This window comes from Enterobacter chuandaensis, assembly GCF_039718975.1.
GTDB lineage: Bacteria > Pseudomonadota > Gammaproteobacteria > Enterobacterales > Enterobacteriaceae > Enterobacter > Enterobacter chuandaensis.
Genome location: NZ_CP097173.1, coordinates 336,815 through 353,548, shown reverse-complemented (window position 1 = coordinate 353,548; position 16,734 = coordinate 336,815). Strand labels below are relative to the sequence as shown.

The window sequence follows — 16,734 nt, the reverse complement described above, 5'->3', positions numbered from 1 at the left end:
AACGCCTTACAGAAAGTTAGCGAGTTTGTACGAACCACCACGACTGTTGACCATCCGCCAGCGCCGCTCCCAGTATTCAAGCTCGTCGCGCAGCGCTTTCGGATCGTGGTTGGTAATGGCGCGACCGTTTACGCCGGTAAAGGAGATACTCTTACCGTCCAGCGAATCCTGGTAGGCCTGGCGTACCATCACCAGCGTTTTCTGGATGTCATCTTTCGTCATAACCAGCCTCCCTTACCGGAAGACCCCAGCCAGTTGCCGGAGAGTGCTGTGTCCTTTTCAGGCTCAGCCTTAACAGGCGACTGAACAGGTTTTGTTTTTTTCACGGTTATCTCCCGGGGGCTTTCCCCTTCATAAATATTTGGATTGAGATCCTGCGGCTCCGCCCATGCAGGTGGCTTTTCCCAGTCCCGGATTTTTTCATAACCGCGCAGGACCGCCACGGCGTGGGCATAGCAGAACAGGTCGAAGGCTTCGTTGGCGCCCTTGCCGGGCTTGCGCCATTTGCCGTCTACGCCGCGCTCTTCGTAGGTCAGCTCCTCGTAGAACCACTCACCCAGCCAGTCGGGGAAGTGGATATAACCCGCACCCGGCGTTTCGCGATCGAGGTTGTTGCTGAGCTGATCCTTAAGCAGATCGGTCTGCAGCAGATACACCGGCACCTCGCCGCGCGCGTCAGCGCGACGGTCGCTGCGTTCGGTATTGTTCGGGTGGGTTTTGGTGATGACTTTCTGGCGTTTTGTACTGTCGCCCTTGACCAGGTAAACGCGTTTACCCAGGCCATCTCGCCGGCACTGGCGCCAGAATTTATATGCGTTGTCCGTCACGCCTTCTTCACCGCCGCTGTCGACGGCCATCGCCAGCACCGGCATACGCCGCGCCGGGTCGGACTGCAGCGCATAGTTTTTTTCCAGCACATCGGAGACCAGCAGCTGCCAGTCCTCCGGATAGGCGCCAGGGTGCACAGGCTCCGCCTCGCCATGTTCATTGCAGCGCAGGGACTGACGGATGTTGTAGCGGTCCACCAGCCAGCGCTCACCGTTTTCGCCATAGCCAATAATCTGCACGACAAAACGGCGCTTTTTCCCGCCCTGAACATCGACGGCCGCCAGCAGGAAACGCACTTTTGGCGGAACCAGGCGTTTACCGTAATCCTCCGCACGCAGCATCAGCGCATCGGCGCGTCGCTGTTCACTGGCCGAGCGCGGCAGGTACGGCAGCCCCCAGTCGGTGTTGATAACCGCCTTGAGGGTTTCTTCGCTGCCCGTGGTATCGTACTCCTGCTCAGCGGTCAGCAGCTTATAGACCAGTTGCGCCCAGGTCTGATACGCAGCTGCAGGGCCTTCCATCCAGAACGACGCTATGCGCGAACGGCGCGGCTCACCGGAAATATTGCCGTCACGGTCAATACTCTGACCTTCACGCAACCAGACACCCACCCCGTTAAGCTCGCGCTTTTTATCTGCGGTGATAACGTTGTTGCAGTGCGGGCAAAGCAGATGAGCCGACTCACTGGCTTTTACCGGATCCGGTTCATCGCGATAGCCGGTCATCGCCTCCATCGCGGGCTGGAAATACTCACCACAGTGCGGGCACGGCCAGTACCACCGACGGCGATCACCACGGTTGTACAGAGAAAGTGCACCAGTCGTTGGTGGCGCTTCATGGGGAGATTTACGGCGCCATTTACTGTCGCGAATGTCCCGGCCTGGCGAACACTCCACCAGCGTCATCCCGGCGGACATAAAAGTCGTGGTACGTTTGGAAGCCAGGGTAAAACCGTCACCCTCGCCGTCGATATCCTCAGGGAAGCGGTCATAGTCCGTGAGCGCCACACATTTGAAATCTGACGAGGACATGATGTTGATGGAAGGCCAGCCAATCTTGAGGTAGTTCCCCGCCAGAAAGGTACGGTCATGCACGTTGTTGTCGTTTCGCAACGGGCTCAGGCGCTTCGCCACCTCAGGACTGACACGAAAGGTTCGCGCCAGGCGCTTTTTCGAGTGTTCCCGGGCTTTCTCTTCGGTCATCTGAACGACCAGCATATCGGACGGGTCACAGACAATGTTGTAGACCACCCACCCATCCACCAGACCGATCGTTTTCCCCGTACGTGCCGGACCTACAAACACCACCGCATCGTATTCACGCATAGCGAGGCAATTCATTGGCTCGATCACATAAGGGGCAACTGCAGGATCCCACGGAACCGAGTTACCGGCCCCCATCGGGACACGCATAAATTTCTGAACCGCCTCAGCCACAGGCATACGCCGCGGGGCTTTGAGAATCGCGGAAGCGTTACGCCTGACTTCCGCTGCCGTGGCCTGTCGCATGACTTACTCCTCTTCTGGCATATCCTCCTGTTCCGGTGAGTCGGCCTGCTCAACTTTGAGGGCTATCTGATCGCGCAGATCGTCAATAACCTGCTGGACCCTGACAACTGCTGACGGGGTCATAGCGCAATCTCGCTCAAGAATATCGGGTAACGTCTCCAGAACCTGAACCATTGCTTTAGCCATGGAGGAAAACTCTCGGGTGACTTCGGATGCCGGGATAAGCTCCCCCGTTTCCTGCTGGAACTTGAGCCGTTCACGTTCTGACTGAAACCAGGCTTTGCGATCGGGAGGAAGCATTTTATCGACGTCCACCAGCTCCGACGGAGTGGTACTTGTCAGCAACTCCCTGAGGATATCGGTGACGGCATAAAGCTTAAGTTTCGGATTGCTGCCGGGTGCTGGCTGAACATTTGCCAGCTTGCCTGCGACCGTCTGACGGTGCAGATCGGTAATGGCTGCCAGCTGAGTAATATTCAGCCGGAAATTTTTCAGTTCGTTATCCATGATGGTGAACAAAAAATAGTCATTTCGACATCCTGCAAATGCTCAGGACTGAAATATCAACAGGTTAAAGGGATGATGATGAAACCCATAAAATGCAAAAAACTAGCCGTTTTCCGCGTGTCCTCGCCCCCTCGGTGTTCAGGATCGCCAGGAGTACCTTTTACAAATGAGAACCATTTTTATCTGCACCGTGATACCAGGAGGGCGGCCCCCTTGCTGATCGCTGCCGCCAGAGATTCAGCAAGCAGTTCCGGCGGTATGCCAGGTAATCGTGCAGCCCAAAAAGCTCTTGTTCTCACCCAGTCCATTTCTCCGGTAAGTTGTGATGTAATAGCATCCCGAAGTTCTTTGATCAGGGCTGCTTTCGCTTCTTCTTTTTCGTACAGGGTGTTATTCATAGTCGTCATCTCATCATCTGGATTATTCTCGAAATCCCTTAAAGAAGAATTTTTATATCCGCTGGTGGAGGTAACCATTATCAAGCCCACCAGCCGGTGAGCTTTGTAATGGCTAACAGTCGGCATCTGGACGGGCAACGGCACGACATGCAGCCATGCATGCGCGCTTCATGTCGAACTCAGCCTGTCTTATCCACTCCTGGGCTTCCCAGCTGTCGACTCCCGGAGGGATGTCGCACATTTGTTCGCGAAGCAATTTGATGAACTGGCGGCTGATGTCTTTGAACTGGTTCATCTTGCCGATTTCACCGTAAGAGAGTTCGCGGTAGCCCTTAACGGTGCTTCCGTCCTGTGGTTTAGCTTCGCTCATCGGATTCTCTATTTTTGGCGGGTATGGAAACTTACCCGCGATTGAATGTGAACACAGCAGCATGCGTCACTCCTGCTTCTGGCAGTTCGCCTGCCACGCTTTGTTATGCGCCAGGATGTCTTTCTTCGTCTGGCGTTCCAGAACATCGATGTCGTGATCGGTCAGGTAGATTGGCTTTACCCAGTCACAGGCGGTATCAACCACCACCGGGACGCTTCCACGTGTCACGCAGCTCGTGATCAACATCGTCATCAGGCATATGGTTAACAGTCTGCTGTACATTACTGGCCTCTTTCGTGACTTCCGCTTTGCGTTCCGCCGCGGCAACGGTCGCCGCTGCATTCTCTTCGGTGCGCTGCTGTTTGGCTTTTGCTTCTGCCTTTCCGCTTCCGCGAATATTGCCAGCAACAAACCCGCTGAACGCGACCGCCACCAGCGCAGCAATACCGCCCAAAATCATTTCGATGATGCTCATAGCCACCTCAGACCAGCACGGATTTTGCCAAATTAAACAGTGCGCGGCGTTGCTCCAGCCCGTTTCGTCCACCATTGATTAGCAGCGTAACGCGCTCAACATCGCCGGAGTGGAGCAGGCAGCCGCGGGAGGCATAGAACCACGCAGCTGAGCGCGCGGCGTTTTCGTCCACTTCCAGCAATTCTGGCTGTGTCACCAAATCCAGCTTCAGCGCCTGACCGCAGCTGCGGTAGTTGCTCAGCCCGGTGATTTGCTTCAGGCCGCGACCTCGATATTTCCAGCCATCACCTGCTACCTGGTTACCCAGATTTTTTTTGCCCCATTCGCCGCCGTAGACAAGATTGGCGATCGCTTTCTGGTTGGCCGGCTGCGTTGCTGTTCTGCCGAGCGCGGCGGCCTGCTGGGGTGTGATGCGGTGTCTGCCGAACGTAGGTACTAGGCTTTCTGCCGCATAGTTCAGGCTTTCCACCAGCTGTGTAAAACTACAGGACTCATGCCCTATCTGGGCAATGAACATGGACTGATCGAGCGGTGCCATAATGCCGAACTCATTCATTACGCTGTCAATGTGTGGAAACCAGCGCGTAGCCAGTCTGGCGCTTATACCTGCCGCCCTCTGAAATTGTGTTTGGTTCACGTTGTGCTCTCTCCCGTAATACGAGCGATATTGCCGCCCGCACGCCAGATAGCGACGCAGACAACAACGTTGATGAGTATTTCTCCATAATCGACCTGGACATAATCACCGTGCCAGATCCGAAAGGCTGTATAGGCTGGCGCCAGTATGAGACCGTAGGCCACGAACTCCATGATTCGGCGGCGGCGCATGCTCCGTTTACGGAAGAACATCAGGCGACCTGAGATCATGATGCAGGCCAGTGCATTAAGGTGAAGCAGCAACCAGGGATAGTTCTGCAGTAGCCACGTCATTCTTCCCCCTTCACGCCGGGCAGATTGCCTGTTTTTGAGCGGGCAAGAATGCGCAGCAGAATAGTCACGGAAACCGTAGAGGCAGCCAGCGCGCCAATCGCCGGGGAAACCTTGATGGTGACAGGCGGGCTAAGCTGGTTGAGCCCGGCGTTTATCAGGGCGGCGATAATCTCCGAGGCAGTTCCGGCACAGTAAATTCCGCCAATGAACGAAATTAATGCGAAGAGTATCTGCTTCCAGATTTTGTGGTCTTCTGAACTGAGGATGTACAACGCCGCCCCGGCGAGTGAGCAGACCATTACTGCAGGTGTGGCTTCAGGAAATAACGTGGCGAAGGTAATTCCGGTAGTCCCGGCGGCCACGCCTGCCGTTACCGTTGCAGATATTGGTTCTGCGGACATTTTGCCCCCTCTTATTGCTGTGGATCCTCTCAGAAAAATTGAGGGGAAAGGAAAAAGGCTACCGGATGGCAGCCTTAAAAGAAGATGTCAGGAATGAATAAATCAGGTGAGATCGACGATATGACAGGGGTACTGGTGCAATGCACCTTCGCGAATACCCCTGTCGTATCGCCGGAAAGCAAAAGCCCCGACTGGCGGGGCTTTCGTTATAATCAAATTGTCGCTTAGATTCGCTGCCATCGCGGCGCAGCTCTGCCAAGCATGAATGGATTATCTAATTTCTTGACGTGTTTTCAATGTTTAGCAAGAAAAATAGCACTAATTGCTAAAACGAGCGACATTATGAAACTTTCTCCAGGCCCCGGCGCACAGAAAGAAAGACCTTTGCCCGGAATATCTCAAGACACCAACGCACACGCTCTCTGGCCTCTCTGTCTGTCAACCATGGAGCTAAACGCTGCAGCTCTCTGGAGATATCTGACATTTTTTTGCGGGTGGTGTAATACTGGCATCCAACCACGTAAACGGGATCGGCCAACTCGAACGCCTGCAGCACAGCCTCCTCTACAAATTCGACATCATCAGCGCTCATAGCCTCCTCGACTAAACTGGCTTGCGGTTCAGGCCAAAGAATTGAGCGGGCACGTTTCATAGCCTGCTCTCCACGATACCCCTCTTCCCTCGCCTGATTCAGCGCGGAAGTGAAACGTTCAAGAGCTTTATCGGACCAGTTTTTGCCACGGATGACATTCCAGCATGAATGCCCTGTTGGTTTACGTGGCGCAGTATCACCACGAACGCCATCACCCCATACACAAAGAAGTGATTTGATCCAGCCAGCCTGGATGCCGGTAAGTAATACGGACTTCCCCAGATAGCGTTTATGAGTGGCGTTCGCCACTGTGGTAAAGGCATTAAGATACTTACGACGTTGCTGCGGTGTCATTCTCAACTCCATACACTTACTTATTTACTATTACGCCGATTGCCAGCGCCCAATCCAGAAAACGGAACAGCAGCTCCAGCTGCGTGCCGTGCTTCTTCTCGAACGCCGCTACATCGGCATGAAGCTCGTCGTGACACTCTCTGCACAGAGGGAACACGAAGAGGTCGTGGGCCTTGGTGGCGGTACCGCCCATTCCATTCCCGATTATGTGATGGGGATCGTCAGCAGGCCTTCTGCAACCAGAACAAGCCTGAGCTTTAACCCACCGGGTGTAGTCCTCACAGGTCCAGCGACGACGCTTTGGACGGAGCATAAAAGACTCCGGTGACTCTGGATCCGCGCGCAACGCTATTATCTTCGGCTGCTGTTCCTGCGCTTCCTGCTGGTTTGCTTCCGGCCTGCATCTTTTAAATGCCCCTGCAGTTTTGAGTCTCCCCTGCAGGGCAACGGTCGGCCTGTTGTCTATGGCAACAATATTGCTTTCTTTGTAAACAGCAGGAAATGGTTCATACGGTAACTTCAGTGCCCTGGCGGCCAGTTCTTCCGGGATAGCGTCTGCCACGCCGGTATATACCGCCCACCAGCACAGTTCAGCGATTGAAAGTTCACGATCTTTACCGGACCTGAGGTCCATCAATATTGAATCAACGACCCACTCAATGAGGTTCTTACGTGCCAGTGCCGATAGTCGATCTGTAGACTGACTCCGTAGCTCGTTATCACAATGCCAGCAAAGAACCATAGCACCCTGGCTATATCTCATTGTGACCACTTCTGCGTGGTGGTAATCAGAATGCGGCCACTGGCAATGTTTAAACCTTCGCAGCAGCCATGCCTCCAGTGCTGGCAGGCCACCAGCAGCTTTAATAACGCGTTCATCAGTAAAAAAAGACTCTATGGACTGATCTTCTGCCAGAGGTTGCCTGGCATCCGGCACCCTGCCCGAAGGCAGGTGTGACATAGATTTAGGTTCTGGCTCGATCAGAATGCGCCCCTGGTGAAAGAGGCCCATCAGCTCACTACCCGGCTTCAATAAGACGACGCCCAGACCGCGGGCGATATCCGGCTTAAGCAACGCTCTCAAGCTACCTCCCGCTGCTGTGAACACATTTCAGGAAGATTCGCACGCACCAGCTCCTCTGCGAAAGGAGGAGGAACAGCATTACCACAGCGTGCCACCTGCTTATCCTTTGCATAGCGTTTGCCACGATAATCCTGATCGATAATGTACTCTGCAGGGAATCCCTGAGCCCGATACAGCTCGTGCGGCTGCAGCATCCGCATGCCGATATCAACGATCTGGTATTTCACCCCGTCGATCGTTACCAGCCATTCATCCTCGCTTTCACCGCAGTAGGTTTCGAGGAATGTCCGGACCTCGCCAACGTGCTGGCCACCAGCGGTAATCGTCGGTATAGGAGTATCCATCGTCTGACCGTCGCGGCAGGTTCCGCGCAGCTTCACCAGGTGCGACGCAACTACCGCATGGTGATCAACAGTGGTAACGGAATGCGCGGGCTCATCCAGACCAACACCTGGGCCCGTGTAATTCCCACCATAGTGCTTCGCCAGGAACGCGCTCACCGTTGCAAACTTATTACCACCAGCAGTGACCGTGCCGAGCGGGTTATTCAGTTGAAGAACACGCGGTTCTTGCCCTGGGCGTTCGCCGTACCCCATCTGGATCAGTGCTGGAGTTACCAGCTGCGACTTACCGCCACCACCTGCAGTAATCGTCGCGCTCGGTTCGTCAGCCCTGTGCCCAACACTGGCGCCAAACTGGCGGGCGATGACCGGCGCAACCACGCACGCGCGGGACTGCTTGAGGATTGTATGAGCGGGTTTATCCAGCGGGCGCGGCTTTGCCTGGTACTCACTGCCGCCGTTGCCTGCCAGGAAAGGTGTCAGGCAGGCCTCAACTACGCCAAGCGCATGCCCATTCCCGCCCGGGCGCGCCGACGTACCAGCGGTGACAGTTGGTACCGGCTCGGTTAATGGCTGCCCGGTGGCTCCGGTGCGGAATTTAGTAAGGTGCGGTACCGCCAGCGCATAGCCGTGGGTTTTCGTGATGGTTTGTAATGGAGCCTCGAGCTCCTGCCCACGGAAACAATCATATTTGCCGTGTAACGTGGTGTGGTTGCACTTAACGATAAACGGCGAAGCACTCTCGATAACGAAACGCTGGATGCCGCGCGCGATACGTTTGAGCGTATTTTCCGCCAGCGTTTTTTTGCGGTCGAAGATGGACCGGGCCGGGATGTTCCAGTCAATGCACTCTGCCGCGGTACGCCATGGCGCCAGCTTGCCGCTCTGTACCTCCAGTGATTTTGGATCACCATGGGTCGCATCAGGCCACTGAATCTGGCGGCCGTCACAGCGCATGACCATGAAGAAACGCTTTCTGATCGTCGGCGCGCCGAAATCACACGCGCGCAGCTCGCGATAATCAACCTCATAACCAAGCCCGGCGATCAGCTGTTGCGCCTGCTGGCCGTGCGGCTCAATGGCAAGGAATTCACAAACCTCAGCCAGTGCAGGGTGGTTCGCCGCGATCCCCGTCGACAGCATGCCGACAAATGCCTCGAATGTTTCACCAGCACGCTCAGGATCCGGGCGTAATTCTTCATCCAGCAGCGGGCCCCATGTCTTAAATTCTTCGACGTTCTCCAGCATCATTACGCGGGGACGTACTGCCAGCGCCCAGCGCAGGACAATCCACGCCAGCCCGCGAATCTCTTTCTTAACTGGCTTAGCGCCCTTCGCTTTGGAAAAGTGGCGGCAGTCAGGGCTAAACCAGGCCAGACCGACAGGTTTACCGCTGGTGGCTGCGCCTGGGTCAACGTCAAACACCGACTCGCAATAATGCAGCGTGTCCGGGTGATTCGTCTTATGCATCGCAATAGCGTTTTCGTCGTGGTTGATAGCGATATCCACGCTACGCCCGATCGCCAGTTCAATGCCGGTACTCGCGCCGCCGCCACCGGCAAAGTTATCAACGATAATTTCACGCATTGACGGCCCCCTGCATGCTGTTGAAGAGGCCACCAGCGGTCGTGATAATTTCATTCGTCGGCATACGTTCGAGCCACAGCTGGTTGATATTGGCTTTCAGCTTGTTCTGTTGTGAAACAGGTAGAGCGTCAGCCCCTTCAATCTGGTTAAACACCAGTCCAACCTCAAGAGGCCAAACGCGCGATTCGTTTAACACCTTGTCTTTTGACTCCTGCGTTTCTCGCACATGGGCGCGGATCCCTCGAATATTTGACCATTTGGCTTTATCCAGGCTTTCCATGGTCGCGATGAATTCACTGTGGTTGATGCCGTATTCTTTCGCAGATTCAACGGCAACCGTGCGAAGCCGCTCTGACATGTCTTGTTTCACGTCATCGCTATCAAAGGGCAATGTTTCCAGCCATGCATTAACACCCACCAGGATGCTCTCGCTGATCAGCTTTTTCGCTCTGCCGATCGTCAGCGGTGAAACATTGGTAAATTCAGGGTTTTCCAGAGAGTCGGCTGCCCAGGTATGACCAAACTTTGACTCGCTGAAGGTGTACTCATCTTTCCCGCCGAACGCCGCGACAACACAGGCCCAAGCCTCTACACCACTGGTTTCCAGAATGGCTTTTTGGGTTAATGGCAGTTCTGCCTCTGATTTCTCCGGCACTACCTCAGCGTCGAGCTCCGGCGCCGCATCAGTTTGCGTTCTACCCACTGCAAATTGGGCCAGCGACATCGAAGCACGGCCTTTGGCCTCCAGATCGGTGCGGTTGATGTAACTGAAACGCTCTCCCCGCCATGTTTTGTCGAAGACCACGATCGCGCCAGCAAAAAAAGCGCTGGTGGGCTGCTGCTTTTCGTCTTTTGGCACGAACCACTTAGGAAGATCGAAACCAATTCGGCCACGGATAAATGTGACGTGATCTGCCTCTTCCGGCCACCACGTCTCACTCGTCGCAGACTTAATGAGAAAAACGTACCGACCACCCTTTTCTCGCATTGCCATAGCGTGGTTAATGATGTGGGTCATTCCGGTAACGGCCTGCTTGTCGTGGTACTGAGAGCGGCTGTAAGGCGGGTTGCCAAACCCGGCACCACCGAGTTCTGCCAGACGCTCTGACCAATCCTGTGTCAGGGCATTATCTTCAGCCGTGTACCATGCTGGGCACTTCGCGTTGCTGTCGTCGGCAAAAAGGTCCAACACGAGAGGGCCGAACATCGCATTGATACCCCAAAACAACAGATCCGGAGTGCGCCATTGATCGCCGACCTCTTTCAACTCGTGGGCTGGTCTTGAACGCAGTTCAGCCAGCGCGCGGCAGTATTTATTTTCATTCATCCTCTGAACCCCTCTGGAATCTTGGTATCAACTGGACCGAACTTCATCGGATCGTGTTTCTTTTCACCCCAGCTTTCACGCGGAGGGCGGCCTTTCTTGTCCCAGCGGATCCCGCTTTGCAGGTAGCCTTCAAACTTTTTCGGACCAAACAGTGTTTCAGGGCGCATGTACTGGTATTGCTCATCATTGCCGTTCCAGTGCTCATGCTTCAGGTCGATAACCAGCTTCAGGTCACTGACGGTATAACCCTCCCGCAGCCGGGCTCGGATATTCTCCAGAGAGGTCTTTGATTTCTGGTACCGAGAGCCACTGACCTGGTTTAAGTGGGTTAACACCAGAATGGCGTTATCGGTGATCACAACCTCAGGGTCGGGTTGCGGGGCAACCGGACAAGAAGGTTTTTTATCTGATGGATCAGTAGTTGATTTTACTGACGGATCCCCGCCAGATTCTGACGGGTCAAACACCGCCGGATTACCGGATTTTGATGCCTCAAATTTTGAGGGGTCAGAATCTGATGCGTCAGAATTTGAGGTGTCATATTCTGACAGGTGAGAAAGAGCAGCGGCCTGAAGTTTCGCGACATTCAGTTGATAGACGTTCGAGGCATTACGGTTGCCCTGGCGACGCTGTTTGCGTGTTAGCCAGCCTTCTTTCTCAAGCTTCGCTATCGCCGTCCTGACAGTACTTTCCCCAGCTCCAATCTGGCGGGCAATTGTCGCTATAGACGGCCAGCACACCCCCTCATCGCTGCTGAAATCAGCCAGGCGCGCCATAATGACCACGCTGGACAGCTTCATTCCTGCGGCAGCACAACCATCCCAGACGTAGGAGGATAATTTCACACTCACTTGTCGATCCTCCTGAATCGGGCACGGAAAATAAGTAACGGCGCCGCGCATTCCCACTCGTAACCAGGACGCTTATATACAACCTTCTGGCTGTCTGGCTCATATCTGATAACGTTGACGACGATGCCGTGGTGATCGCGGTAAAGCCGATCGAGAATTTGATGATTGTTGCTCATATCACCCTCCCATCAGCTCTGAGGCGTAGCGCTGGGCGATCCACTCAACACCACGAGGTGTGACACGTGTCTGGGTGTAGGCATGGCCGAAGTCTGAAGTGCCCGTTTTGACAGTGAATAGCCCTTCGCGCTGGCGAAGTGCATGTGGCAGGAGATTGCCGGACTGGCGGAACAGCACCTTGTCTCGCAGGAGAGCGTCGATCATTGCCTTTTCCGGCATATTGAGGATTTTCGCCGTTTCGCGGAGACTTTTAGCACCGCCGGCTTCAACGTAATGTTCGACGAATGCGACTTTCGGCGCGTCCTGCTGCACTTTATTGACCAGCGCGGCATTTTGCTCTGCCATATCAGCTGCCAGGCGTAACGCTTCAGGCAGGGACTGAGGAACTGACGGTGCCCCACCCTCAAGCTCACGCAGGCGACGGATGATCTTCATACGCAAAGGAGCGCTATAACCTGCAACGAGGCATTCGGTATGCTCGCGGTCTAAGCGATACTCGCGGTAAGTTTGTCCATTTTGGGGGTGTACGAAGTTTTGCGCATACCCGCTTACATCCTCTCCCAGTTGTTCAAACATTCGTTCAATGTCGCGAATGACGTCTGAGTGACGCTTTTCTGTCAGTCTGGCGATCTCACGGCTTCCCATGGTCATAGGACTGGAGCTAAAAGCTGGTAGTGACGCCGTCGCGCCTGTTTGGTTCATCTGCCGTACCATGCCGCAGCCCTCCGGTTGAATCCCCCCACAATGAGAGCCGCGCGACTGTGGTTACATGCAACCCAGCGCCCTGCTACCATTCGCTCATACCTGAACAACGGCGAGTCCGGGAGCGGAAACGACCGAAGTTGCGGTAAACGAGGAATTGCGGTTAAATTGCTCATGCGGATTTCTCCATACACATAGATTTATCTGCCACGACGCCCGGAGCTGCACACTCGCGGGCGTCACTCTTTTCTGGCAGGCAGTAAACACGGGCAATCAAATTCAGGAAGGTCATCAGTGTTACCCTGAACTGATATGCAATGTCGTTAAGGCTCTGCCACTCCCCCTTATCAACAACACCGTCATCGATATACCAACGATATGCGTTGACCAGTTCTCCAAGCCTCCCCACCAGCTCGGCTAGCTTCAAACTAATCTCTTCGTTTTCGTCATCCGGTACGGCACCAGGAACATGAGTCCCGTTATCAGTCTCACGAGAGAACGCATCGGCGATGTAACTCACACCAGCAGCCCTCTGAAGCACCATTGCCCAGCCCATCGGGAAAATCTGATCGCCACCAGCGCGCAGGCGGTTAAAAAGAGAATTCTGGGTTTCGTCCAGAATTTCCGCCGCTTCAGCGTACCCGCCTGGCAACGCGGCGATCGTCTTCCTGATTGCGGCCACCAGCCAAGCGGGCTGCTTTTCCACTTTCCATTCAGGTTCTATACCCACGGTCTACACCTCTCTTCTGTGGTTACACTCAAGCTGCTGTATCGTTATGCTTTTGGTATAAAGACACGTCGACTTTTAGTTTTCCGCGAGTGATGTTTTCGAGCTGATAAGCTCGCCCCTCCGGAATAATTTCCGGCCACTCTGAAACCGACGGGTGCTTAATTCCAAGGGCTTCGGCGGTTTTACATACACCGCCGAAAAAATTAATCACATCGGACTTCCGCATTGTTAACTCCAGTTAGTTGACACTTGCACAATGTAGGATATCCAACATTACAATGTCAAGAATCTTACCTCAACAAGTGGTAGGATTACCTACATGATGAATATGAGCGATCGAATCCGCCAAAGGCGAAAGGAACTGAATCTGACGCAGCAAGCACTAGCTGATATAGCTGGTGTGAATCGTGTCACGGTTACAGGATGGGAAAAGGACGACTACCAACCTAACGGTGCTAACCTTCAAGCCCTTGCCAACGCGTTAAAATGCGATCCTCTATGGCTTGTAAGTGGGAAGGGCTCTCCTGAACCAAAGGTGAATCTAAAGCCAGAAATATTCTCGGTTAGAAAAGTGCCGTTGATATCATGGGTTCAAGCCGGGTCTTGGACGATGACAGACCCAGGTGTCAAGGAGGATGACGCCGAGCAGTGGGTTTATACAACGGCGCTTGTATCCGACATGGCATTTGCATTAAGAGTACGCGGCGACTCGATGACAAATCCATTAGGTGCTCCCTCAATACCAGAAGGATCTATAGTTATCGTTGAACCTGACATTATGGATATTGAATATCTCAACGGTAAAATCGTGGTTGCCCATATAAATGGCGGCCAAGAAGCCACCCTCAAAAAGTTTGTTGAGGATTGGCCAAACAGATATCTGGTCCCGCTTAATCCAAATTTTAAGACCATAGAGTGCGGAGAAAACTGCCGCATTGTGGGTCTCGTTAAACAAGTAGTAATGGATTTCTAATCTAACATTACCCTTTCAAACTAGCCGGGCTCATGCCCGGTTTTTTTATATCCCTACATTTTGATGTTGGGATTCCTACATTTAATCTTGACACTTGCGTGTTGGATATCCTACATTAAATCCGTCAACAGCGAACAGGCAGGACGCCCACGAAGTAGCCGCCCGGGGCAGATGAAGACCGGGATGATTCGCTGGAAGGTGTCTTCGGGAGGGGTAACAGAGGCGCGGCCTGATTAACCGCAACTCGTAGTCAAATTCCTATAGCTGGTGGCGATACCCAAGCCAGGAATACCGAAAACCAGCAGGAGTGTTAAGGATCAGGGCTAATCACCCCCTTAGCACCCCGCCCGAAGATACTTAGGCGTGAAGCAAACCGTACTGGAGAAGTCCGATGGATGAGAAGTTAGAAGCGTTTTTCGAAAAGATTGCGCGTCTGGAGCTGGCAGCCAAACGAGGGTTGCAGTTCAACGAAGAGATTAAGCCTCATATAACACAAGGCCAAGTGGTCTCAGTTGAATACTGCAACGCGACGTTAAAGAACTGTGGCCTCTTTCGTCTATGGCTCAACGAGTACCTCGGATCATGAGAATTGATTGCTGTTCAGACATACCGTAACCCTGAACAAACACTTCAATCTCTTCTTCCTCAGTCTCGTTAATGAAAGTTTCACCACCGAGACTGTGGAGTTCACCGGATATGACGTGCCCCTTCTCGACGTCATACCCACCGAGCAGCTCAGCGACCGTGAATTCTCCGATTTGGTCACGGATAACGATGTAACCAATGCGGTGTTCATGATGTACGACGACTCCGCGCATGAAAGTTTCCTTCTGGCTGTGTGAGAGCGACCAGAGTACCACCGAGCCTGAAGTGGTGAAAAGACAGGCGCACAACATGAAAGCGCACTCCATCAACTATCGGTTGTGGATGACAGGTAAGCAAACAGGCGGAGTGCGCTTCCAGTTGTGGTAATGCGGCTATGCGCACGTGACGAGGCCAATAAGTTTATTTCAACTTTGAAATGAATACGTTTCTTAAGGTGTAGCGTCGCCGGTTCTGGCCGGGCCGGCAGGTGGAGGCACCACCGCCACAACATTTGAATTGCTGTGTGTAGTCTTGGCGGTACCAGTACCAACCTTAGAAGTCCCTGGTACTGCCCTTTTTACACAACAGACAAGGGCATCACCGGGTGACGGGCTCATAACCCAATCCACCCGGGCGCGAGGAAAGTGGCCTATCTACCCATGATAATCGCGCAGGTGTCCTTCTCTGTTGTGTATGGAGTAGTTTCACTGGCGGTTGCAGCCGCCTTTCATGAGGGTAAAACCATGAGTAATGACCGCATGACCGTAGTGCCCGACTTTCTGGGCGAGCTGGATGCCGGAGTGTTCATGAACAAAATCGCAGCGGCGCTCAACACCACCGCTCTCGGCGTTCTGAACAACGGCAATAAAGGCAAAGTAGTCCTCACCTTTGATTTTGAGCGTATGGGTAATTCCGTTGAAGAGAAGCGCGTCAAGATCAAGCACAAGCTGAACTACAGCACCCCGACCCCGCGCGGTAAAGCCTCCGAAGAAGACACCACCGAAACACCGATGTGGGTCAATAAAGGCGGCAAGCTAACCATCCTCCAGGAGGATCAGGGTCAGCTGTTCAGCATCAACGGTGGCACTGACGGAAAGCTTAAAGCGGCTCAGTGAACCGCCTCGACCAATTCACTGTAACCACTTCAATCATTTGTTAATAAGGATTTTTTATGCCTCAGTTAGACAGCGGTACCTTTCAGCAGGTCAAAGACCTGGTTTTGTCCGGCTATCATCTGAATGATATCCATGGTCTGGCTTGCCCGACTGCATTGCTTCCGGACGGCACAAATGTCGAAAGCCTTGAGCGCTTCTCTTTAGAGCGTTTCCGCTTCCGTGGCGCCATGGGCACAACCAGCATTGAAGACTTTGTCCGTTACTCAAAGGGATACGCCAGCGCAACCGAGAAAGCCCGCTGCTTTATCGATGCTGACAATATGACTGCCCGTTCCATCTTCAATATTGGCACGCTGGATAATCCTGGTCATGCGGACAACATTGCTTCGATCAGCCTGAAACAAACCGCTCCGTTCCGCGCACTTCTGCAGATCAACGGTCAGCGACTGAAACAGAAGCAGATCGCTGAATGGTTGGAAGACTGGAGCGATTACCTTTTGGCGTTCGATGCGGAAGGCGGGGCCATGCAAATTTCCCAGGCTGCTCAGGCGGTCCGTCGTATCACTATCCAGCAGGCAACTCAGCAGGATCACGAAGACGGTGATTTCAGCGGTAAAAAATCCCTCATGCAGAGCGTTGAAGCCAGTAGCAAAGACGTTATGCCTGTGGCGTTTGAATTTAAATGCGTACCGTATGAAGGTCTTTCCGAACGCCGTCTCAGCCTGCGTAACAGCCTGCTGACTACCGATGAGCCATGTTTTGTTCTTCGTATTGTCCAGCTGGAGGCGCAGGAAGAAGCTATTGCCAATGAATTCCGTGATCTGCTGATCGAGAAATTCGACGGCGACACAGTTGAAACTTTCATCGGTAATTTTAAAGCGTAATTTCTCAGCCTTAAT

25 protein-coding genes are annotated in these 16,734 nt (G+C 53.6%); 5 read left to right on the top strand and 20 right to left on the bottom strand.

From position 1 onward, the window contains the following. Positions 1-6: 6 nt before the first annotated feature. The 19 genes from MX657_RS01725 to MX657_RS01635 form a co-directional block, all read right to left on the bottom strand. Positions 7-222 (bottom strand): hypothetical protein, encoded by a 216-nt coding sequence (locus MX657_RS01725; protein WP_346807083.1) that lies wholly within the window; start codon positions 220-222, stop codon positions 7-9. Then, positions 219-2,336, bottom strand: a complete 2,118-nt coding sequence (locus MX657_RS01720; RefSeq protein WP_346807081.1) for a phage terminase large subunit family protein — start codon at positions 2,334-2,336, stop codon at positions 219-221. Before MX657_RS01720 ends, MX657_RS01725 begins: the two co-directional genes overlap by 4 nt. 3 nt (positions 2,337-2,339) lie before the next feature. Then, the gene (locus MX657_RS01715; RefSeq protein WP_129252749.1) at positions 2,340-2,843 is read right to left on the bottom strand and encodes a DUF1441 family protein; all 504 of its coding nucleotides are present in this window, start codon (positions 2,841-2,843) and stop codon (positions 2,340-2,342) included. Between the two features lie 179 nt (positions 2,844-3,022). Beyond that, entirely contained in the window at positions 3,023-3,319 is a 297-nt protein-coding gene (locus MX657_RS01710; protein WP_322921344.1) for a hypothetical protein, read from the bottom strand. A 34-nt stretch (positions 3,320-3,353) separates the two neighbouring features. After that, on the bottom strand, positions 3,354-3,611 hold the full coding sequence (locus MX657_RS01705) for a DUF7681 family protein (RefSeq protein ID WP_199886868.1): 258 nt from the start codon (positions 3,609-3,611) through the stop codon (positions 3,354-3,356). A gap of 66 nt (positions 3,612-3,677) precedes the next feature. Further along, a complete protein-coding gene (locus MX657_RS01700; RefSeq protein WP_322921343.1) occupies positions 3,678-3,857 on the bottom strand; it encodes a hypothetical protein in 180 nt (59 codons plus the stop codon). Beyond that, a complete protein-coding gene (locus MX657_RS01695) occupies positions 3,808-4,086 on the bottom strand; it encodes a hypothetical protein (protein WP_322921341.1) in 279 nt (92 codons plus the stop codon). Before MX657_RS01695 ends, MX657_RS01700 begins: the two co-directional genes overlap by 50 nt. 7 nt (positions 4,087-4,093) lie before the next feature. Further along, entirely contained in the window at positions 4,094-4,723 is a 630-nt protein-coding gene (locus MX657_RS01690) for a glycoside hydrolase family 19 protein (RefSeq protein WP_322921339.1), read from the bottom strand. Continuing rightward, entirely contained in the window at positions 4,720-5,016 is a 297-nt protein-coding gene (locus MX657_RS01685; RefSeq protein ID WP_148576951.1) for a phage holin family protein, read from the bottom strand. The genes MX657_RS01690 and MX657_RS01685 overlap by 4 nt, the downstream gene beginning before the upstream one ends. Beyond that, positions 5,013-5,417 (bottom strand): putative holin, encoded by a 405-nt coding sequence (locus MX657_RS01680; protein ID WP_148576952.1) that lies wholly within the window; start codon positions 5,415-5,417, stop codon positions 5,013-5,015. Before MX657_RS01680 ends, MX657_RS01685 begins: the two co-directional genes overlap by 4 nt. 340 nt (positions 5,418-5,757) lie before the next feature. Continuing rightward, positions 5,758-6,363 carry a hypothetical protein gene (locus MX657_RS01675; RefSeq protein ID WP_322921336.1) on the bottom strand — a complete coding sequence of 202 codons (606 nt, stop codon included), beginning with the start codon at positions 6,361-6,363 and terminating at the stop codon, positions 5,758-5,760. Between the two features lie 16 nt (positions 6,364-6,379). Beyond that, a complete protein-coding gene (locus tag MX657_RS01670; RefSeq protein ID WP_322921335.1) occupies positions 6,380-7,447 on the bottom strand; it encodes a DUF968 domain-containing protein in 1,068 nt (355 codons plus the stop codon). Further along, the gene (locus tag MX657_RS01665; protein ID WP_322921334.1) at positions 7,444-9,375 is read right to left on the bottom strand and encodes a DNA cytosine methyltransferase; all 1,932 of its coding nucleotides are present in this window, start codon (positions 9,373-9,375) and stop codon (positions 7,444-7,446) included. Before MX657_RS01665 ends, MX657_RS01670 begins: the two co-directional genes overlap by 4 nt. Then, positions 9,368-10,702 (bottom strand): phage N-6-adenine-methyltransferase, encoded by a 1,335-nt coding sequence (locus MX657_RS01660; RefSeq protein ID WP_322921332.1) that lies wholly within the window; start codon positions 10,700-10,702, stop codon positions 9,368-9,370. Before MX657_RS01660 ends, MX657_RS01665 begins: the two co-directional genes overlap by 8 nt. After that, the gene (locus MX657_RS01655) at positions 10,699-11,553 is read right to left on the bottom strand and encodes a conserved phage C-terminal domain-containing protein (RefSeq protein WP_322921330.1); all 855 of its coding nucleotides are present in this window, start codon (positions 11,551-11,553) and stop codon (positions 10,699-10,701) included. Before MX657_RS01655 ends, MX657_RS01660 begins: the two co-directional genes overlap by 4 nt. Continuing rightward, a complete protein-coding gene (locus MX657_RS01650) occupies positions 11,550-11,729 on the bottom strand; it encodes a DUF4222 domain-containing protein (RefSeq protein WP_063928735.1) in 180 nt (59 codons plus the stop codon). Before MX657_RS01650 ends, MX657_RS01655 begins: the two co-directional genes overlap by 4 nt. A gap of 1 nt (position 11,730) precedes the next feature. Further along, positions 11,731-12,432: a phage regulatory protein/antirepressor Ant gene (locus MX657_RS01645; RefSeq protein ID WP_322921328.1), complete on the bottom strand. Its 702-nt coding sequence runs from the start codon at positions 12,430-12,432 to the stop codon at positions 11,731-11,733. A gap of 172 nt (positions 12,433-12,604) precedes the next feature. Continuing rightward, entirely contained in the window at positions 12,605-13,162 is a 558-nt protein-coding gene (locus MX657_RS01640; RefSeq protein WP_322921327.1) for a YmfL family putative regulatory protein, read from the bottom strand. Positions 13,163-13,190: 28 nt separating this feature from the next. After that, a complete protein-coding gene (locus MX657_RS01635) occupies positions 13,191-13,388 on the bottom strand; it encodes a Cro/CI family transcriptional regulator (protein WP_322921325.1) in 198 nt (65 codons plus the stop codon). Between the two features lie 93 nt (positions 13,389-13,481). Between MX657_RS01635 and MX657_RS01630 the strand changes: the two genes are divergently transcribed. Together MX657_RS01630 and MX657_RS01625 are read left to right on the top strand one after the other, a co-directional pair. Further along, positions 13,482-14,135: a LexA family protein gene (locus tag MX657_RS01630; protein ID WP_322921323.1), complete on the top strand. Its 654-nt coding sequence runs from the start codon at positions 13,482-13,484 to the stop codon at positions 14,133-14,135. A gap of 391 nt (positions 14,136-14,526) precedes the next feature. Continuing rightward, positions 14,527-14,721 (top strand): hypothetical protein, encoded by a 195-nt coding sequence (locus MX657_RS01625; RefSeq protein WP_322921321.1) that lies wholly within the window; start codon positions 14,527-14,529, stop codon positions 14,719-14,721. Here the strand turns inward: MX657_RS01625 and MX657_RS01620 are convergent. After that, positions 14,699-14,953 (bottom strand): hypothetical protein, encoded by a 255-nt coding sequence (locus tag MX657_RS01620; protein WP_346807076.1) that lies wholly within the window; start codon positions 14,951-14,953, stop codon positions 14,699-14,701. The two genes, MX657_RS01625 and MX657_RS01620, sit on opposite strands and share 23 nt — an antisense overlap. Here MX657_RS01620 and MX657_RS01615 point away from each other — a divergent pair. The 3 genes from MX657_RS01615 to MX657_RS01605 all read left to right on the top strand — a co-directional run bounded on the left by MX657_RS01615 (position 14,952) and on the right by MX657_RS01605 (position 16,719). Beyond that, a complete protein-coding gene (locus tag MX657_RS01615) occupies positions 14,952-15,107 on the top strand; it encodes a hypothetical protein (protein ID WP_346807074.1) in 156 nt (51 codons plus the stop codon). The two genes, MX657_RS01620 and MX657_RS01615, sit on opposite strands and share 2 nt — an antisense overlap. Before the next feature lie 356 nt (positions 15,108-15,463). Further along, entirely contained in the window at positions 15,464-15,835 is a 372-nt protein-coding gene (locus MX657_RS01610; RefSeq protein ID WP_032634314.1) for a hypothetical protein, read from the top strand. 56 nt (positions 15,836-15,891) lie between these two features. After that, on the top strand, positions 15,892-16,719 hold the full coding sequence (locus tag MX657_RS01605) for a YfdQ family protein (RefSeq protein ID WP_322921317.1): 828 nt from the start codon (positions 15,892-15,894) through the stop codon (positions 16,717-16,719). The last annotated feature ends 15 nt before the right edge of the window (positions 16,720-16,734 follow it).